Source organism: Pseudomonas sp. HR96 (assembly GCF_034059295.1).
GTDB lineage: Bacteria > Pseudomonadota > Gammaproteobacteria > Pseudomonadales > Pseudomonadaceae > Aquipseudomonas.
Map to the genome: position 1 here is coordinate 3,749,309 of NZ_CP139141.1, position 17,401 is coordinate 3,766,709.

At 65.7% G+C, this 17,401-nt stretch carries 15 protein-coding genes; 8 read left to right on the forward strand and 7 right to left on the reverse strand.

All coding sequences use genetic code 11. The features are described 5' to 3' along the window. The first annotated feature begins 78 nt into the window (after positions 1-78). Entirely contained in the window at positions 79-828 is a 750-nt protein-coding gene (locus SFA35_RS16700) for a 3-oxoacyl-ACP reductase family protein (protein WP_320571649.1), read from the forward strand. 348 nt (positions 829-1,176) lie between these two features. After that, complete coding sequence (locus tag SFA35_RS16705) at positions 1,177-1,464, forward strand: DUF3077 domain-containing protein (RefSeq protein ID WP_320571650.1); 288 nt, start codon at positions 1,177-1,179, stop codon at positions 1,462-1,464. A gap of 54 nt (positions 1,465-1,518) precedes the next feature. Here SFA35_RS16705 and SFA35_RS16710 read toward each other — a convergent pair whose 3' ends face one another. Then, complete coding sequence (locus tag SFA35_RS16710) at positions 1,519-2,955, reverse strand: MFS transporter (RefSeq protein WP_320571651.1); 1,437 nt, start codon at positions 2,953-2,955, stop codon at positions 1,519-1,521. A gap of 200 nt (positions 2,956-3,155) precedes the next feature. Here SFA35_RS16710 and SFA35_RS16715 point away from each other — a divergent pair, with 200 nt between their 5' ends. Next, positions 3,156-4,175 carry a YncE family protein gene (locus SFA35_RS16715; protein ID WP_320571652.1) on the forward strand — a complete coding sequence of 340 codons (1,020 nt, stop codon included), beginning with the start codon at positions 3,156-3,158 and terminating at the stop codon, positions 4,173-4,175. 134 nt (positions 4,176-4,309) lie between these two features. Here SFA35_RS16715 and SFA35_RS16720 read toward each other — a convergent pair whose 3' ends face one another. Continuing rightward, complete coding sequence (locus tag SFA35_RS16720; RefSeq protein WP_320571653.1) at positions 4,310-5,161, reverse strand: hypothetical protein; 852 nt, start codon at positions 5,159-5,161, stop codon at positions 4,310-4,312. Positions 5,162-5,711: 550 nt separating this feature from the next. Beyond that, on the reverse strand, positions 5,712-6,563 hold the full coding sequence (locus tag SFA35_RS16725) for a LysR family transcriptional regulator (protein WP_320571654.1): 852 nt from the start codon (positions 6,561-6,563) through the stop codon (positions 5,712-5,714). Between the two features lie 74 nt (positions 6,564-6,637). On the opposite strand from SFA35_RS16725, the gene SFA35_RS16730 reads away from it, so the two are divergent. Then, positions 6,638-7,585, forward strand: a complete 948-nt coding sequence (locus SFA35_RS16730) for a DMT family transporter (protein ID WP_320571655.1) — start codon at positions 6,638-6,640, stop codon at positions 7,583-7,585. Positions 7,586-7,753: 168 nt separating this feature from the next. On the opposite strand, the gene SFA35_RS16735 is transcribed toward SFA35_RS16730, so the two are convergent. From SFA35_RS16735 to SFA35_RS16745, 3 genes are all read right to left on the reverse strand, one after another. Beyond that, entirely contained in the window at positions 7,754-8,575 is an 822-nt protein-coding gene (locus SFA35_RS16735; RefSeq protein ID WP_320579074.1) for an alpha/beta hydrolase, read from the reverse strand. A 246-nt stretch (positions 8,576-8,821) separates the two neighbouring features. Further along, entirely contained in the window at positions 8,822-10,123 is a 1,302-nt protein-coding gene (locus SFA35_RS16740; RefSeq protein ID WP_320571656.1) for a HAMP domain-containing sensor histidine kinase, read from the reverse strand. After that, a complete protein-coding gene (locus SFA35_RS16745; RefSeq protein ID WP_320571657.1) occupies positions 10,120-10,860 on the reverse strand; it encodes a response regulator in 741 nt (246 codons plus the stop codon). The genes SFA35_RS16740 and SFA35_RS16745 overlap by 4 nt, the downstream gene beginning before the upstream one ends. Positions 10,861-11,070: 210 nt before the next feature. On the opposite strand from SFA35_RS16745, the gene SFA35_RS16750 reads away from it, so the two are divergent. Then, positions 11,071-11,844, forward strand: a complete 774-nt coding sequence (locus tag SFA35_RS16750; protein ID WP_320571658.1) for an alpha/beta hydrolase — start codon at positions 11,071-11,073, stop codon at positions 11,842-11,844. A gap of 1,357 nt (positions 11,845-13,201) precedes the next feature. On the opposite strand, the gene SFA35_RS16755 is transcribed toward SFA35_RS16750, so the two are convergent. Beyond that, positions 13,202-14,002 carry a class I SAM-dependent methyltransferase gene (locus tag SFA35_RS16755; RefSeq protein ID WP_320571659.1) on the reverse strand — a complete coding sequence of 267 codons (801 nt, stop codon included), beginning with the start codon at positions 14,000-14,002 and terminating at the stop codon, positions 13,202-13,204. 176 nt (positions 14,003-14,178) lie between these two features. Here SFA35_RS16755 and SFA35_RS16760 point away from each other — a divergent pair, with 176 nt between their 5' ends. The 3 genes from SFA35_RS16760 (at position 14,179) to SFA35_RS16770 (ending at position 17,398) form a co-directional block, all read left to right on the forward strand. Beyond that, entirely contained in the window at positions 14,179-15,054 is an 876-nt protein-coding gene (locus SFA35_RS16760; protein ID WP_320571660.1) for an alpha/beta hydrolase, read from the forward strand. Between the two features lie 54 nt (positions 15,055-15,108). Further along, the gene (locus SFA35_RS16765) at positions 15,109-16,407 is read left to right on the forward strand and encodes a dicarboxylate/amino acid:cation symporter (protein ID WP_320571661.1); all 1,299 of its coding nucleotides are present in this window, start codon (positions 15,109-15,111) and stop codon (positions 16,405-16,407) included. Between the two features lie 76 nt (positions 16,408-16,483). Further along, positions 16,484-17,398, forward strand: coding sequence for a LysR substrate-binding domain-containing protein (locus SFA35_RS16770; RefSeq protein ID WP_320571662.1), 915 nt, complete (start codon positions 16,484-16,486; stop codon positions 17,396-17,398). Positions 17,399-17,401 lie beyond the last annotated feature (3 nt).

The window sequence follows — 17,401 nt, forward strand, 5'->3', positions numbered from 1 at the left end:
TACACGATAGGTAATCCACAGCGGATACTTCCTTCCATCCCAGGGCACACCGCCCTGTTCAGCTCAGGAACTCTTATCATGTCCAACCCTACCCCACTCGCCGGCAAGGTTGCCCTGGTTCAGGGCGGCTCGCGCGGCATTGGCGCGGCCATCGTCCAGCGCCTGGTCGCCGATGGCGCCAGCGTCGCCTTCACCTACGTCAGCTCGGCGGCCAAGGCCCAAGCCCTGCAGGCGCAAATCGTCGAAGCCGGGGGCCGCGCCCTGGCCCTGCAGGCCGACAGCGCCGATGCCCAGGCCGTGCAACAGGCCGTGGCCAGCACCGCGCAAGCGTTCGGCCGCATCGATATCCTGGTCAACAATGCCGGCGTGCTGGCCTTGGGCTCGGTGGCCGAGCTGCCCCTGGCCGACTTCGACCGTACCCTGGCCATCAATGTGCGCAGCGTGTTCGTCGCCAGCCAAGCGGTGTTGCCGCACATGGGCGACGGCGGGCGCATCATCAATATCAGCAGCACCAACGCCGAGCGCATGCCGTTCGCCGGCGGCGCCACCTACGCCATGAGCAAGTCGGCGCTGACCGGGCTGGCCAAGGGCATGGCCCGCGACCTCGGCCCTCGGGGCATTACCGTCAACAACGTGCAGCCGGGCCCGGTGGACACCGACATGAACCCGGCCGACGGCGAAATGGCGCCTGGCATGCTCGGCCTGATGGCGCTGGACCGCTACGGCACCGCCGAGGAAATCGCCGGCTTCGTGGCGTACCTCGCCAGCCCCCAGGCCGCCTACATCACCGGCGCCAACCTGACCATCGACGGCGGATTCGGGGCCTGAACTGGCCACTGGGCACGGGGCTTGTAGGAAATTCAGACGCACGCCTGTAGGACCTTTCTGAAAGTGTGCCTTACCCTCCCGCCGCGCTTGTTGCTGCCCGGGTGATGGGATAGTTTCCCTCGGTCGCTGATTTTCGGCGGCCGGGTTTAGTCGCCCGCTCAGTGTTCTATCAAGCCCCAGACTGGCCCGGCGGGTGTGCTTCTCCCGTCGGGTCACTATGGCAGCTGTGCATGGGAGGGCTTCGGCCCTGCCGGGCTATTGGTAGTACACGCCGGTCGACTAACCCGTGCACAGCCGCCACCCACCTGTTGCGGGCAGGCGGCTCCATGATTGCTCTGGAGTATGCCCATGGACAGTTCAGACGATTCCAAGCCAGGCCCGAAAACCCCCACCTTCACCCACTCGACCCCCTTCGGCCGTGGCTACACCGGCCAGACCCTGTTCGCCGTACAGGCCGGCATTCCCACCGAGGTGGCGCTGACCCAGGCCTGCGAAGTGCTCGCCGGCACCGCCGCTACCCTCTGTGAAATGGCCGAAATCTGCCCGGTGGAATATCGCCCCTTGGCGCGCTCGGCCATCTACCAGCTGGAGGTGGCCACCGCGCTGGTGGAATCCTCGGTGCCGACGTCGCTCTAGCCCATCACGCTCGACCGATCGGGGGCTTGCCCCCCCGGGCGGCTCGAAGCCTGCCTACACCCCGCGAAACTCGTCGCCTTCGTCCGCCCGCAGGCGGCGGAACCATGCCACCGAGAGCAAGGTGACGCACCCCACCACAATGAACGCGGGGGTGAAGTCGCGCGCCTGCAACGGCCCGCCGGCGTCGCCGTGCCAGGCGCCAATCAACGCCAGCAAGGTGGCGCCGAGCACCACGCCCAGGCACACCGACAACTGCTGGGCCATGCTCGAAGCGGTGGTCGCGTGGCTGGTGCGGTCAGGGGGCACCTGAGTGAAACCCAAGGTGTTCAGCGAGACCATGGCCATCGAGTTGCACAGGCCGCCGAGCAGCAGCACGCAGAAGATCGCCACGTGCGGCGTGGCTGCGGTAAAGAAGCCGTAGCCCATGTAGAACAGGCTCGACAAGCTCGCCGAGCCGACCAGCAAGGTCTTGAAGCCCACCGCCCGAATCGCCCGCGCCACTACCGTACGGGTGCTCAGCGAGCCGACCGCCGTGGCCATGGTGAGTAGCCCCGACTGCAACGGCGACAGGCCGAAGCCGACCTGTAGCAGCAGCGGCAGCATGAACGGCGAAGCGCCGATGGCGATGCGCAGCGGCATGCCGCCCAGCACGGCGGCGCGGTAGCTGCTCAAGCGGAATATCCCCAAGTCGATCAGCGGGTGCACGCTGCGCCGGCTGTGCCAGCCATACCCGAGCAAGGCGCACACCCCCAGCGTCGCGCCGGCGAGCATCACCGGCCAGGGCAACAGGCCTTTGCCGGTGGTTTCCAGGGCGCCAATCAGCGCGGCCAGGCCCAGTGCCAGCAAGACGAAACCCAGGGCATCGAAACGGCGCCGCGGGCCGCTGGGCAGGTCCTTGTCGATAAAGGTCAGGGCCATCACCACCCCCAACAGGCCAAAGGGGATGTTCACCAGAAATATCCAGTGCCAGGAGGCGACCGTCACCACCGCCCCGCCAAAGAACGGCCCGGCCAGCCGGCCGATGGCACCCGGCACGGTGAACCAGACCATGGCGTTGACGATCTGCGCCGGGGGCACCGAGCGCAACAGAATGAGGCGCCCGACCGGCAACATCATGGCCCCGCCCACCCCCTGCAACAAGCGCCACGCCACCAGCGCCGGCAACGAGCCAGCCAGCCCGCACAGCGCCGAGCCCAGCGAAAACAGAGCAATCGCCACACAGAACATGCGCCGCGCGCCGAAGCGGTCGGCCAGCCAGCCGCTGATCGGCAAAAAGATCGCCAGGCTCAGCAGATAGGCGGTCACCGCCAGGTTGAGGTCGAGGATGTGCACGTCAAGCGAAGCGGCGATCGACGGCAGCGCCGTGGCCATCACCGAAGTGTCGAGGTTCTGCAGGAACAGCGGGCAGGCTACAACGAGGGGGACGATACGGGTGTGCGCGGTGGGCAAAGCGATGACCTCGGCAGGGTTGGCATCAGCGATCATAGCCATACCGGGCACTAACCGGCATGGCAGATGAGAAAAATGGCTGCCAATCGCAACGGCCGAGGCCGCCGTGCTCCACAACCCCCTGACTCACGCCCACCCTGGCCCCGCCAACCAATGCATGACCCGCCTGAACGTTCTGCCCTGCCCCGTGCTCTCAAAAGAGCCGGTGCAGAGCCTTCGAGACCCTTTTCAAGGACTATGTCATGACCCCATTCAACCGCCGCCACGTCCTGCAGATGATTGCCGTCAGCAGTGCCTTGCCCCTCGTACCCCGCGTATTCGCCGACAGCCGCCCCAGCAATGAACTGGTGCTGGTGGAAAAGGAAGCGCCGGGCATCAGCTTCTACCAACTGCCCGACGGCCAGCCGTTGGCGCATATCGCCCTGGCCACCCAACCCCACGAAATCGTCGCCGACGCCCAGCACCGCTACGCCTACGTGGCGCAGTACGGCATGGAGAAATGGCTGGCGCCCGGTGACGGTGGGCATCTGGTGTACGTGATCGACCTGGTGGCGCGCAAGCTGGTGCGCACCCTTGACCTGACGCCCTACCACCGCCTGCATGGCATCCGCATGGACGCCGCCGGGCGCCTGTATGTGCTCAGCGAAACCGACTCGGTGATGATCCGCTTCGACAACCCGTCGCAGGACGAGTACCCCAGCCAGATCGTCCCGGTGGGCGGCACCCGCAGCCACTACTTCGCGCTGACCCGCGACGGCCACCGCGCCTACGTGGCCGATACCCTCTCGGGCATGGTCATCATGCTCGACCCCCAGGACCCCACCTTCACCCCGGTCAAGCAGCTGCTGGGCCAGGCGCCCGAGGGTTGCTGCCTGAGCGTCGACGAGCAGACCTTCTACGCCATCGACCGCTTCCAGGGCGTGCTGCACGTGTTCGAAGCCGCCACCTTGCGCCCCATCAGGCAGGTCAAGCTGCGCGGCGAAGCGGTGCGGGTAGTGGCCCTGGCGGACGGCCGGCTGATCGTCGCCAACCAGGCCGACAAGAGCCTCAGCCTGCTGCAGGCCGACACCCTGGCCGAGGCCGCGCACCTGCCGCTGGAGGCCGCCGCCCCCGGGCTCAACCTGTCACCTGACGGCCATACGGTGTATGCGTCGCTGGAGAGCAACAAGGTGGTGGTGATCGACATCGCCCGGTGGCAGATCACCGCCTCCTTCGCCACGCAGAAGGCGCCGGATGCCGCCGCCGTGATCCTGCGCGGCTAAAGCCGAAAATGCTGGCCGATCGCTTCGGCCAGCCGTTCGCAGGCTGCAAGCTATCTCAAAGATGTACAAACAGCGCTCGCTGCACCGCTGGCACCCATTTTGGCTGGTTTGAATTCGAAAACTCTTCCCTCATTTCACGTCTTCTTCAATCTTCGCTCTAAAATGGGCATCAAGTACTGCAATATTTTCGGCATAGTATGGATAGGAATTTGGCTACACGCAAAAAATAACGCCATGCCAGGTGAAAGCGACGCACCTAAAACCGACCAGAGCAGACCGACATTACGATTACCAGCATTTAACCCCATAGTTAATCTTTGGCAAAAATCCCCCGGATAGACCAAGCACATCAATACTTGGGATAATGCATTTAAAAAGTACGCGACGCCTACTAGAGCCAGCACCCATAAAGGATCAGAAAGAATGGCCGCTTGCAGCCCAGCCATTGTGCCGAGAGCGAATACAAATAATGCACAGACTATTCCGCCATCAATCACGAATGGATAACTCTGCACAATCCGAAACGCAAATTTGCGCGTCAACCAAGCTATGGCTTGAGCAGCTACAAGCAGAAAAGCAAGTTTCAAGCCCAATGCCAGCGGATCAATCACCACATCCAGTTCCGCTGCCAAAAAAGTCACCAAAAGCGGTGCCGTGAGTGGCACTAATAGCATGGAACTGAGCGAGGTCACCAATGACATTGACGGATCAAGCCCCAACATTCTACATACTGCAGCATTGCCACTTGCAGGCGGAGATGCGTAAGCCAAGGCAACCGCCATCGACAGCTCCCACTCCCCCGTAACAATCATACAGAGCATGCCAAATGCTACCGGATATCCGACTACCATAACCAGGGGAAAAGCGATAGATATCTTCAAGTCTCTGGCTGCTCGCCAAAACAAATTGGTTTCTACTCGCAGCAACGTCCCCAAGACAAAAACAAAAACCATCAGGGGTAAAAAAGGTCTTGCCAAATCTGCCATGGGCGGCGCCAGGATACCAATAATACATCCTGATGCGAGGACGGTTGGGCCCCTGCGGCTTATCCAACTGAAAAAGCTAATCATTCGACCATCAACCTTTATAGGTGCCTGTCAAAATTCGGTAACCACAGGATTTGTAGATGGCGGCGGAGAGTTCCTGGATTGCCTGACCACTATCTTCCCGTCAATAATTACCAGATTTCAACGCCGATGCACCGGGATGCTGCCTTTTGACTTACCGAAGATTGCCGGCGGCGGTCAGCGATGAATTATGCAGTCAGACACCATGAGCGTTGTCGCCAGAACTACGAAGACAGCACCATACCCCTGCCCCTATAAGTTTTCAGCACCCAAACAGACAATCAGAAAGATCCTACAAAAAGAGGTAAACTTTCCTACGAGCAAAATTAGTTATCTCGCTTCAACGGCAACGCCTAATTACCACGAGTTACGAAAAGAATCCGCAAGCCAAATAAACGCAGCCCGCAACCTCCATACCACGGCCAATACACTTTTGGATAAGCTCGGGCCAGTGTGATATGTCCTAGGGCTAAAGCCGAAAATGCTGGCCGATCGCTTCGGCCAGCCGTTCGCAGGCTTGATCCACCCCCGAGGGCGCACGCAGCAACACCACTTCGTGCTCGGCGATGGCGGGCAGCCCGTCCAGCAGGCGCATGCGCGGGCTGACGTAGGCGCGGTCCATCAGGCCGACGGCCAGGCCGGCCTCGACGCAGGCGCCGATGGCCTGGCTGGACGGGCTGTCGAGCACCACCCGCCATTCCCGGCCAGCGCTTTGCAGGGCCTGCAGCATGGCGCGTCGGTATGGGCAGTCGGCGCCGTACAGGGCCAGGGGCAACGGCCGTTGGTGCTCGGCCTGGCCGGCCAGTGCGGCGACCCACACCGGCGCGGCGGCGCACAGCACCTGGGCCGCCTCGCTGGCGTCCTGACGGGGCCGCGCCATGACCACCATGTCCAGCTTGCCGCCCAGCACCTGCTCGCGCAGCGAATAGCTGGGCGCGGTGGTGACTTCAAGAATCACCGCCGGCCAATGGGCGGCGAACAGCGGCAGGATGTCGCCAATCACGTGGGCGGCGTATTCGTCCGGCACCCCGAGTTTGATCCGCCCAGCCAGCTGCGCGCCGTGCAGGTCGGCGACGATGCGGTCGTGGGTGTGCAGCAGCTCGGCGGTGGCCGCCAGCAGGCGTTCGCCCAGGGCGGTGACGCTGACCGCCTGGTTGTCGCGCTCCAGCAGGCGGCCGCCGGCGACGGCCTCCAGGCGCTGGATATGCACGCTGATGGCGGCCGGGCTCTTGTGCAGGTACTGGGCCGCTGCGCGGAACTTGCCGATGCGCGCCACGGCGTGGAAGGTGCGCACCAGCTCGATGTCGAGGGTCGGTAACATGGTTTCGTTTTCGTGAACGACTCAAGCAATTAATTTTGATTTATCAGACTAGCTCAGAGGCCTAGGCTAAGGCCATGACTATCAGCCCTGACCTGACCAACGCCAGCCAATCCCCGCCCCGCCGCCAGCGCCGCCCCTGGCACCGCGCCGTGCCCTTGCCGCTGCTGGAGGCGGGCCTGGTGCTGACCTGGAGCTCGGGCTTCGTCGGCGCGCGCTTTTCCCTGGACTATGCCCCGGCGTTTCTGGCGGTGTTCTGGCGCTGCGTGCTGGTGACCCTGCTGCTCACCCCGCTGGCCTGGGCGGGGCTGCGGCGGGCTTCGCCCAAGGCGTTGCTGCACAACGCCGGCATCGGCCTGCTGGCCATGGCCGGCTACCTGTGCGGGGTGGTCGGGGGTATCGCCCTGGGCGTGCCGGCCGGCCTCGCGGCGCTGGTGGCCGATCTGCTGCCGGTGGGGGTGGCGCTGCTCAGCGTGGTGCTGCTGGGCCAGCGTTTGCCGGGGCAGGCCTGGGCGGGGCTGGCCATCGGCAGCTGCGGCGTGCTGCTGGTGACCCACGGCGCCCTGGCCTTGGGGCATGCGCCGCTGTGGGCCTATGGCCTGCCGTTGCTGGGCATGCTGTCGCTGGCGTTCGCCACCCTTTGGCAGCAGCGCCTGGGTGAAGGTGCAGCGCTGGGGCCGGCGGTCAATCTGTGGTTGCAGTGTGGGGTGTCGGCGCTGGCCTTTGCCGTGGTGCAAAGTGTGCAGGGCGGGCAAGGAGGCCTGTCGCCATTGCCCACGGCAGGTTTTGCCCTGAGTGTGCTGTGGACCGCCGCGCTTTCGACCTTGGGCGGCTACGGCCTGTACTGGGTGTGCCTGGCGCGCGCGGGGCATACGCGGGTGGCCAGTGTGCTGTTTCTGAGCCCCGGGGTGACCTTGCTGTGGGGCTGGTGCATGTTCGGCGAGCCGTTGTCGTGGGCGATGCTGGCGGGTACGGCGGTGAGCGCCGGGGGGATCTGGCTGGTGCTGCGCGGGCAGCACGGCTAGGCCATCGGCCGCCCGCTCCCACGTCGTGGGGTGCTGCGCCTTCGACGTGGGAGGGGCATGGACCCGAGAGGCCGCAGGCCGGTGTGATCTTCGATCAGATCCAGGGCCTGACCTGGAATGCAATCACGGCCACCACTAGCCGCCCGCGCGGGGTGAGCCGCAGCGCTGTCAGCCCTGGATGAACGCCAGCAGATCGGCATTGATCACATCGGCATGGGTGGTGCACATGCCATGGGGGTAGCCTTTGTACACTTTCAGGGTGCCGTGCTTGACCAGCTTGATCGACAGTTCGGCCGAGTCGGCGATGGGCACGATCTGGTCGTCGTCGCCGTGCAGGATCAGCACCGGCACGTCGATAGCCTTCAGGTCTTCGGTGAAGTCGGTCTCGGAGAAGGCCTTGATGCAGTCGTAGTGCGCCTTGATGCCGCCGGCCATGCCCTGGCGCCACCAGTTTTCGGTGACCCCGTCGAGCACCTTCACGCCTTCGCGGTTGAAGCCGTAGAACGGAATCGGCACTTCCTTGTAGAACTGCGCGCGGTTGGCCGCCAGGGACGTGCGAAAGCCGTCGAACACCTCGATCGGCAGGCCGCCCGGGTTGGCAGCGGTCTTGAGCATGAGCGGCGGTACTGCGCCGATCAGCACCGCCTTGGCCACATGGCCGGCGCCGTGGCGGGCGACATAGCGCGCCACTTCGCCGCCCCCGGTGGAGTGGCCGATGTGCACGGCATTGGTCAGTTTGAGGTGAGCCACCAGCGCGGCGACGTCGGCGGCGTAGGTGTCCATGTCGTTGCCATGGGCGGTCTGGGTCGAGCGACCATGGCCACGGCGGTCGTGGGCGATGACGCGGTAGCCCTTGGAGAGGAAGAACAGCATCTGTGCGTCCCAGTCGTCGCTGCTCAGCGGCCAGCCGTGGTGGAACACGATCGGTTGCCCGCTGCCCCAATCCTTGTAGAAGATTTCGGTGCCGTCAGCGGTGGTGAAGGTGGTCATGGCGTCTTTCCCTTTGTGCGAGGTGGAAGCGGCGTTGGAGGTGGCAGCGGCCTGGGCGGAACCTGCGCCCATCACCATAGCTGAAAGGGAACCGGCCGCCAGTGCGGCGGCACTGGCCTTGAGTACTTGGCGACGCGAGCTCGATGTTGCCTGGGTTTGTTCGGACACAAGGCTTCCCCATTCGGTGGTGGGATGAATGATTCAGAGGTACGGTCAACGGTACCCCTTAAGCCGGCCCGGCGGTCTTTAAGCGTTCTGAAATGAGCTGAAGCGCAATTGCACAGCCAGGCCCCCGCCCTCCCGGGGCGCCAGCAGCAGTTGCGCGCCCAGCGCCTGCGCCAGCTGCTGGGCGATCGCCAGGCCCAGGCCGCTGCCGCCGCTCTCGCGGTTGCGCGAGTTTTCCAGGCGGTAGAACGGTTTGAGCACCTCGCCCAGGTGCTCGGCGGCGATGCCCGGGCCGCGGTCGAGGATCTCGATCACCACGCCCCGGGCATCGGCGCGCACGTGCAGCTCGGCGGCGCCGGCGAACTTCAGGGCATTGTCCAGCAGGTTGACGAGGATGCGCCGCAGCGCGTGGGGGCGAGTGTCCAGCACCACGGCGCTGGTGCCTTGCAGGCTTACCGGCTTGTCGAGGTCCTGGTAGTCGAACACCAGGCTCTGCACGAAGGCGTCCAGGTGAATGCGCCGCGCCGGCTCGCTGGCCTCGTGGCTGCCGCGGGCGTAGGCCAGGCCTTCGCGAACCAGCTGCTCGATCTCGCCCAGGTCGTGCCAGAGTTTGTCCTTCTCGGGAGATGGCTCCATGAATTCGGCGCGCAGTTTCATCCGCGTGATGGGCGTCTGCAGGTCGTGGGCGATGGCGCCGAGCATGTGCATGCGCTCTTTGAGCGACTCGGCGATGCGCCGCTGCATGGCGTTGAAGGCCGCCGCCGCGTGGGCCACTTCCCGCGGGCCCTGTTCGGCCAAGGGTGCGCCGGGCTGGTTGGGGTCCAGCTGCTCGGCGGCCCTGGCCAGACGGGCCAAGGGGCGGATGGCCAGGCGCACGGCCAGGCCGGTGCACAGTAACAGCAGCAGCAGTTGCACCGCCAGCGCCGTGGGCAGCCACAGCGCCAGCGGCAGGTCCAGGGGCTGCACATCAAGGGTGACCGGCGCGCCGTCGGTCAGGCGCAAATGCACCTCGAAGTGCAACACCGGCCCCGGCACGCGGCTGAAGCTCAACGGGTAGCGGGTGCCGAGTGCCTGGGCGATGGCGGCCGCAGCCGGGATGCCGGCCGGGTCGAGCGCTTGGCCCGGGCTGCCCTCGCCCAGCTGCAAACGGTAGCTGCGACCCTGCAGGCGCTCGAGCCAGGCGCCCCGCTCGGCGGCCGGCAGGCGATCGAGCACCGCCACGCTGACGCCCACCTCGCGCTCGATGATGCTGTTGATCATGCTCGACGAGCTCTGGTAGCGCTCGTAGAACTGCGCGGCGAACGACAGGGCGTAGGCCAGCAGCAGGCCCAGTAGAAAGATCAGCGACAGCTGCCCACTCAGGGTCCCCGGCCAGCGCTTCATGCGCCGCCCGCTTCGGCGCGCACGGCCATGGCGAAGACATAGCCCTCGCTGCGCACGGTCTTGATGAAGGCGGGCTCGCGGGCGTCGTCGAGCAGGCGCTGGCGCAGGCGGCTGACCAGCAGGTCGATGGAGCGGTCGAACAGCTCGGCGTCGCGGCCCTGGGTCAGGTTGAGCAGCTGGTCGCGGCTGAGCACGTGCTGCGGGTGGTCGAGAAACACCTTGAGCAGCCGGTATTCCGCGCCGCTCAGGGCCACCAGGGTGCCGGCGGCGTCCAGCAGATGGCGCGCCACGGTGTCCAGCCGCCAGGGCCCGAAGGCCAGCAGGGCGCCGCTCGGCGGGGTCGCCAGGTTGGGCGGCAGCATGCGCGTGCGGCGCAACACGGCGTTGATCCGCGCCAGCAGCTCGCGGGCGGAGAACGGCTTGGTCAGGTAATCGTCGGCGCCCATTTCCAGGCCGACGATGCGGTCGGTCTGGTCGTCGCGAGCGGTCAGCATCAATACCGGCGTGGCCCTGTGCTTGCCGGCGCGCAGCTCGCGGCACAGCTGCAGGCCATCGTCGCCAGGGAGCATGATGTCGAGCACGATCAGGTCGACCGGGTTGGCCTCGAGAAATCGGCGCATCTGCCTGCCGTCGGCGACCACCGAGGCGCGCAGGCCGTTCTTCTTCAGGTAGCCGCCGATCAGCTCGCGGATCTCGCGGTCGTCGTCGACGATCAGGATATGGTCAACGTGGTCCATTCGCGCTCCAGGGGGCAGTGATCGGGTCCGATTCTAACGGCCGACCGGCGCCGCCAGTGACGGCTTTGTATCGCAGTGTATCCAGCCCGGCGGGCGACACAGAACATTTCAATAGGCCCGCCTGCGGACACAGTGCAGATACCTCACAAGCGCTCAATAGCCTCAACGCCACACACCGATTGCACTGACCCCACCGATAGAGGCCCCACCATGAACATTCTGCACAAGGCTGCATTCACCCTCCTTGCCAGCGCCGCCCTCGCCTGCGGCGTGGCCCAGGCCGCCCAGGCCGCCCCCGTAAAAAACATCGTGCTGGTCCACGGCGCCTTCGTCACCGGCGCCGGCTGGAAGCCGGTGTACGACATCCTCAGCAAAGACGGCTACCACGTCTCGGTGGCCGAGCACCCCCTGACCTCGTTCGCCGACGACGTCACCGCCGTCAAGCGTATCGTCGATGCCCAGGACGGCCCGACCATTCTGGTCGGCCACAGCTACGGCGGCGCGATCATCACCGACGTCGGCAACGCGCCGCAGGTAAAGGGCCTGGTGTACATCGCCGCCCACGCCCTGGACCAGGGCGAAACCGAAGCGGGCAACGGCAAGCTTTACCCCAACGCCACCAAGGCGGTGAAAAAGACCGCCGACGGTTTCCTCTACCTCGACCCGGCCGCCTACCCGGCCGACTTCGCCGCCGACCTGCCCAAGGCCCAGGCCGCCTTCGAGGCGCAGAGCCAGGCGCTGACCAACAGCAGCGTGTTCACCACCCCGGCCGGCGCTCCGGCCTGGAAGACCAAGCCCAGCTGGTACGCCGTGGCCAAGGCCGACCGCATCATCAACCCGGACCTGGAACGCCTGTATGCCCAGCGTGCCCACAGCCATACCATCGAAGTGGATGGCGCCAGCCACTCGGTCTACGAGTCGCACCCCAAGGAGGTCGCCGCACTGATCGAACAGGCCGCGCTGCACGCCGAGGATGGGCAGTAAGCCGGGCTTCGCCGGCTCCTACGCCACCTGTGGTGCATCCCGGGCCGATGTAGGAGCCGGCGCAGCTGGCGAGCGCATCACCTCGATGACCGGGTGGATGATCTAACGGTATCGCGCCCCATGGCCAATCAAGCCTGCCGTCCGGTGCTGCCCCGCTCGCCAGCTTCGCCGGCTCCAACGCCATCTGTGGTGCATCCCGGGCCGATGTAGGAGCCGGCGCAGCTGGCGAGCGCATCACTTCGATGACCGGGATGGATCATCTAACGGTATCGCGCCCCATGGCCAATCAAGCCTGCCGTTCAGGGTTGCCCCGCTCGCCAGCTTCGCCGGCTCCTACGCCACCTGTGGTGCATCCCGGGCCACAGTAGGAGCCGGCGCAGCTGGCGAGCGCATCACCTCGATGGCCGGGTGGATGATCTATCGGTATCGCGCCCCAGGGCCAATCAAGCCTGCCGTCCGGTGCTGCCCCGCTCGCCAGCTTCGCCGGCTCCTACGCCATCTGTGGTGCATCCCGGGCCGATGTAGGAGCCGGCGCAGCTGGCGAGCGCATCACCTCGATGGCCGGGTGGATGATCTATCGGTATCGCGCCCCAGGGCCAATCAAGCCTGGCGTGCGGTGGTGCTTCACTCGCCAGCTTCGCCGGCTCCTACGCCACCTGTGGTGCATCCCGAGCCGCTGTAGGAGCCGGCGCAGCTGGCGAGCGCATCACCTCGATGGCCGGGTGGATGATCTATCGGTATCGCGCCCCAGGGCCAATCAAGCCTGGCGTGCGGTGGTGCTTCACTCGCCAGCTTCGCCGGCTCCTACGCCACCTGTGGTGCATCCCGAGCCGCTGTAGGAGCCGGCGCAGCTGGTGAGCGCATCACCTCGATGGCCGGGTGGATGATCTATCGGTATCGCGCCCCATGGCCAATCAAGCCTGCCGTCCGGTGCTGCCCCGCTCGCCAGCTTCGCCGGCTCCAACGCCATCTGTGGTGCATCCCGGGCCGATGTAGGAGCCGGCGCAGCTGGCGAGCGCATCACTTCGATGACCGGGATGGATCATCTAACGGTATCGCGCCCCATGGCCAATCAAGCCTGCCGTTCAGGGTTGCCCCGCTCGCCAGCTTCGCCGGCTCCTACGCCACCTGTGGTGCATCCCGGGCCACAGTAGGAGCCGGCGCAGCTGGCGAGCGCATCACCTCGATGGCCGGGTGGATGATCTATCGGTATCGCGCCCCATGGCCAATCAAGCCTGGCGTGCGGTGGTGCCCCGCTCGCCAGCTTCGCCGGCTCCTACGCCAGCTGTGGTGCATCCCTGACCGCTGTAGGAGCCGGCGCAGCTGGCGAGCGCATCACCTCGATGGCCGGGATGGATCATCTAACGGTATCGCGGCCTATGCCCGGCCAATCCACTCGCTGGCACACATAGGCCTGAGTGAAATACGGCATTTCGATGGTCGCCTTGCCGCGCAGCGCCGGGTGGGTGTCGATCAAGTCATGCAACTGGGCCGTGACCTTGGCCTTTTCTGCCTCCGGCAACGACGCGATAAAGCTCACCGACATGAAGCGGTCGATGATCACCGTCTGCGGGCTGCCGACATGCCGGTACTGGAACTGGCTCAGTTGCGGCTCGCTGAAATAGCGACCATTGAACGCCTGGCGCCACTGGCCGGTATGAAAGCGCGGGGTGTCACCCTCATACGGCGTAACGATGTCGGTCAGCCGGGCGACCCAGTCCTGGGCCTCGTCTCGCACGTTCCACACCAGCCCCAGACGCCCTCCCGGTTGCAGCACCCGGTGAATCTCCGCCAGCGCCGCCTCGGTGGCGAACCAGTGGAAGGCCTGGGCGCAGACCAGCGCCTGGGCGGTGCCGCTGTCGACTGGAATGGCCTGAGCGGTGCCGGACAGCAGCTTGATGTGCGGCAGCTGCGCGAGCAGTTGCTCGCCCATCTTGGCCACCGGCTCCACGGCAATCACCTCGGCGCCGATGGCATCGAGCAGGCGGGTGAATTTGCCGGTGCCGGCACCCAGGTCGATCACCGCAGCGCCGCTGCCGGGCAGCAGCGCGTCGCGCAGCCAATCCTTGAGCGCGGGCGGGTAGTCCGGGCGACCTTGCGCGTAGGTGTCGGCCTGGGTGGAGAAACCCTGCTGGGCGGCGTGATGGACATCGGTCATGGCAGTGAGTCCTGAAGGCTGGTCGCTGTGGGGGGCGGTGCCGCCATTCTAGTTCAGCGGCGCTGCACGAGCCCGCTCGAGGTACACATTTCATGAACCGTTCGACCACGCTGCGCACATTGCTGGCGACGCCCTGCCCTTGCAGGATGCGAGCACCATTACAAGGAGTCATGCCCATGTTCGCCGGTTTCGTCAAACAGCAGCGTCACGTCAACGGCGTCGACATCAGCTACCGCATCGGTGGCAGCGGGCCGGGCCTGCTGTTGCTGCACGGTCACCCGCAAACCCATGTGATCTGGCACAAGGTCGCCGAACAACTGGCCGAGCATTTCACCGTGGTCGCTGCCGATCTGCGCGGCTACGGTGACAGCGGCAAGCCGCCGGCCAGCGACGATTCCAGCCACTACTGCAAGCGCGAAATGGCCGGCGACGGCGTCGAGCTGATGCAGGCGCTGGGCTTCGAGCGCTTCAACCTGCTGGCCCACGACCGCGGCGCGCGGGTCGCCCACCGGCTGGCGCTGGACCATCCACAGGCAGTGCTGCGCCTGATCCTGCTGGACATCGCGCCAACGCTCGCCATGTACAGGCAAACCAATGAAGCCTTCGCCCGCGCCTACTGGCACTGGTTCTTCCTGATCCGCCCGGCGCCGTTGCCGGAAAGCTTGATCGAGGCCGACCCCGAGCTCTACCTGCGCAGCGTCATGGGCAGCCGCAGCGCCGGGCTCAAGCCTTTCACCGACGAAGCGCTCGGCGAATACCTGCGCTGCCTGAAGCTGCCCGGCACGGCCCGCAGCATCTGCGAGGACTACCGCGCCAGCGCCGCCATCGACCTGGACCACGACCGCGCCGACCTCGCCGCCGGGCACCACTTGCAGGTGCCGCTGCTGGTGCTGTGGGGCCAGGACGGCACCGTCGGCCGCTGCTTCGAGCCGCTGCACGAATGGCAGCAGGTGGCCTTGGACGTACGCGGCAAGGCCCTGCCCTGCGGCCACTACGTCGCCGAAGAGGCGCCCGAGCAACTACTCGGCGAGGTGCTGGCTTTCCTGCGCTGACGCCACAGGCTGCACCCGTTCGCCCCGCCTGAACCCAACCTCGAGATAATAACAATGACAATCCGAAAACTGCTGGGAACCCTCTACGTCCAGGTGGTCATCGCCATCGCCTGCGGTGTGCTCATCGGCCATCTGTGGCCCGACACCGGCGTCGGCCTGAAACCGCTGGGCGACGGCTTCATCAAGCTGATCAAGATGATCATCGGCCCGATCATCTTCTGTACCGTGGTCTCGGGCATCACCAGCATGCACGACGTGCGGCAGGTCGGCCGGGTGGGCGGCAAGGCGTTGTTGTACTTCGAAGTGGTGTCGAGCATCGCCCTGCTGGTCGGCCTGCTCGCGGCCCATGTGCTGCACCCCGGCAGTGGCTTCAACGTCGACGTGAAGACCCTCGACTCCGCAGCCATCGCCGGCTACGTCGGCGCTGCGCAGCACAGCGAAGGCATCACCGGCTTTGTGCTGAACATTATTCCGACGACCTTCTTCGATGCATTCGCCAAGGGCGAGATCCTGCCGGTCCTGTTCGTCTCGGTGCTGTTCGGCCTGGGCCTGGTGATGATCGGTGACAAGGGGCGGCCGCTGGCGAGCATGATCCACCAGGCCAGCGAAGTGTTCTTTCGCATCGTTGCCATGATCAGCCGCGTGGCACCGATCGGCGCCCTCGGCGCCATCGCCTTCACCATCGGCAAATACGGGGTGGGCTCGCTGCTGCCGTTGCTCAAGCTGGTCGGCACGTTCTACCTGACCGCCTTCATCTTCGTCGCCTGCATTTTGGGCAGCATCGCCCGCTACGTCGGCTTCAGCATCTTCAAGCTGCTGGCCTATATCAAGGCGGAGCTGCTGATCGTGCTCGGCACCAGCTCTTCGGAGTCGGCCTTGCCGCAGCTGATCCAGAAGCTCGAGCGCCTTGGCGCGTCCAAGGGCGTGGTCGGCATCGTGGTGCCCACCGGCTACACCTTCAACCTCGACGGCACCAACATCTACATGACCCTGGCCGTGCTGTTCATGGCGCAGGCCACCGGGATCGATCTGTCGCTGGAGCAGCAATTGACCCTGCTGCTGGTGGCCATGCTCACCTCCAAGGGCGCCGGCGCGGTGGTCGGCGCCGGCTTCGTTGCGCTGGCCGCAAGCCTGGCGGTGGTGCCGACGGTGCCGGTGGCGGCAATGGTGCTGATTCTCGGCGTGGACCGTTTCATGGCTGAATGCCGTTCGTTGACCAACATCATCGGCAACGCCGTGGCAGCCCTGGTGGTGGCGGCCTGGGAAGGCGAACTGGACCGCGAGAAGATGGCGCCGATCGCCTTGAAAGGTCGCCGGCGGCCGGTGGTGAGCGAGAAGGTTCGGGTTGAGTGAATCAAACCGGCCTGGCGGGGGCTCTGGCCCCTCTCCCGTTGATCGCGATGAATGCACCAATGCTATGCTGGGCGCCATGACCCAGCACAAAGATGCCATCCCCCTTCCGGAAGACCTGCGGGTCTTCCTCATGGTGATCCGCAAGAGCGGCTTCGCCGCGGCGGCCGATGAACTGGGGCTGTCGCCGGCCTACGTCAGCAAGCGCATCCAGATTCTCGAAAGCACCCTCGGCACCCGGCTGCTGCACCGCACCAGCCGGCGCATCGCCCTCACCGACGACGGCGAGCGCGTGCAGCGTTGGGCGCTGCGCATCCTCGACGACTTCCTGCAACTGCACAGCGAACTGGCCGACGCCCACGCCACGCCCAGCGGCCACCTGCACTTGTGCAGCAGCTTCGGCTTCGGCCGCAACCACGTGGCGCCGGCGATCTCGCAGTTGGCCCAGGCCTACCCGGCCCTGGAAATCCGCCTGGACCTGTTCGACCGCGAAGTGGACATCGTCAACGAAGGCTTCGACCTGGAGATTCGCGTCGGCGACGACATTCCCGGCCAGCACATCGGCCGGCACTTGGTGAGCAACCGCCGCGTGCTCTGCGCCGCCCCCGACTACCTGCAACGCCGTGGCACGCCGACCCATCTGGCCGAGCTGGAGGCGCATGACTGCCTGGTGATCAAGGAGCGCGACAACGCCTTCGGGGTGTGGGATCTGCAACACGGCGCCAGTGCCGAGAGCGTGCGGGTGCGCGGCCCGCTGTCGTCGAACAACGGCGAGATCGTGCTGCAATGGGCATTGGATGGTCGCGGCGTGTTGCTGCGCTCGATGTGGGACGTCAAGCCGTTACTGGAGCAGGGTCGCCTGGTGCAGGTATTGCCGGGCTACAGCCAGCCGGCCAACGTCTGGGCGGTGTACCCGACGCGGCTGGCGTATTCCGGCAAGCTGCGCGCCTGCGTGGAGTTTCTGGAGCAGCATTTCAAGGGCTTGTCGCTGTAGGGG

Coding starts and splice junctions, on each gene's coding strand:
- SFA35_RS16735 (WP_320579074.1), bottom strand. CDS start 8,575: ATGACCACCTTCACCACCGCTGACGGCACCGAAATCTTCTACAAGGAT.
- SFA35_RS16700 (WP_320571649.1), top strand. CDS start 79: ATGTCCAACCCTACCCCACTCGCCGGCAAGGTTGCCCTGGTTCAGGGC.
- SFA35_RS16740 (WP_320571656.1), bottom strand. CDS start 10,123: ATGAAGCGCTGGCCGGGGACCCTGAGTGGGCAGCTGTCGCTGATCTTT.
- SFA35_RS16725 (WP_320571654.1), bottom strand. CDS start 6,563: ATGTTACCGACCCTCGACATCGAGCTGGTGCGCACCTTCCACGCCGTG.
- SFA35_RS16745 (WP_320571657.1), bottom strand. CDS start 10,860: ATGGACCACGTTGACCATATCCTGATCGTCGACGACGACCGCGAGATC.
- SFA35_RS16730 (WP_320571655.1), top strand. CDS start 6,638: ATGACTATCAGCCCTGACCTGACCAACGCCAGCCAATCCCCGCCCCGC.
- SFA35_RS16755 (WP_320571659.1), bottom strand. CDS start 14,002: ATGACCGATGTCCATCACGCCGCCCAGCAGGGTTTCTCCACCCAGGCC.
- SFA35_RS16720 (WP_320571653.1), bottom strand. CDS start 5,161: ATGGCAGATTTGGCAAGACCTTTTTTACCCCTGATGGTTTTTGTTTTT.
- SFA35_RS16765 (WP_320571661.1), top strand. CDS start 15,109: ATGACAATCCGAAAACTGCTGGGAACCCTCTACGTCCAGGTGGTCATC.
- SFA35_RS16770 (WP_320571662.1), top strand. CDS start 16,484: ATGACCCAGCACAAAGATGCCATCCCCCTTCCGGAAGACCTGCGGGTC.
- SFA35_RS16705 (WP_320571650.1), top strand. CDS start 1,177: ATGGACAGTTCAGACGATTCCAAGCCAGGCCCGAAAACCCCCACCTTC.
- SFA35_RS16710 (WP_320571651.1), bottom strand. CDS start 2,955: ATGGCTATGATCGCTGATGCCAACCCTGCCGAGGTCATCGCTTTGCCC.
- SFA35_RS16760 (WP_320571660.1), top strand. CDS start 14,179: ATGTTCGCCGGTTTCGTCAAACAGCAGCGTCACGTCAACGGCGTCGAC.
- SFA35_RS16750 (WP_320571658.1), top strand. CDS start 11,071: ATGAACATTCTGCACAAGGCTGCATTCACCCTCCTTGCCAGCGCCGCC.
- SFA35_RS16715 (WP_320571652.1), top strand. CDS start 3,156: ATGACCCCATTCAACCGCCGCCACGTCCTGCAGATGATTGCCGTCAGC.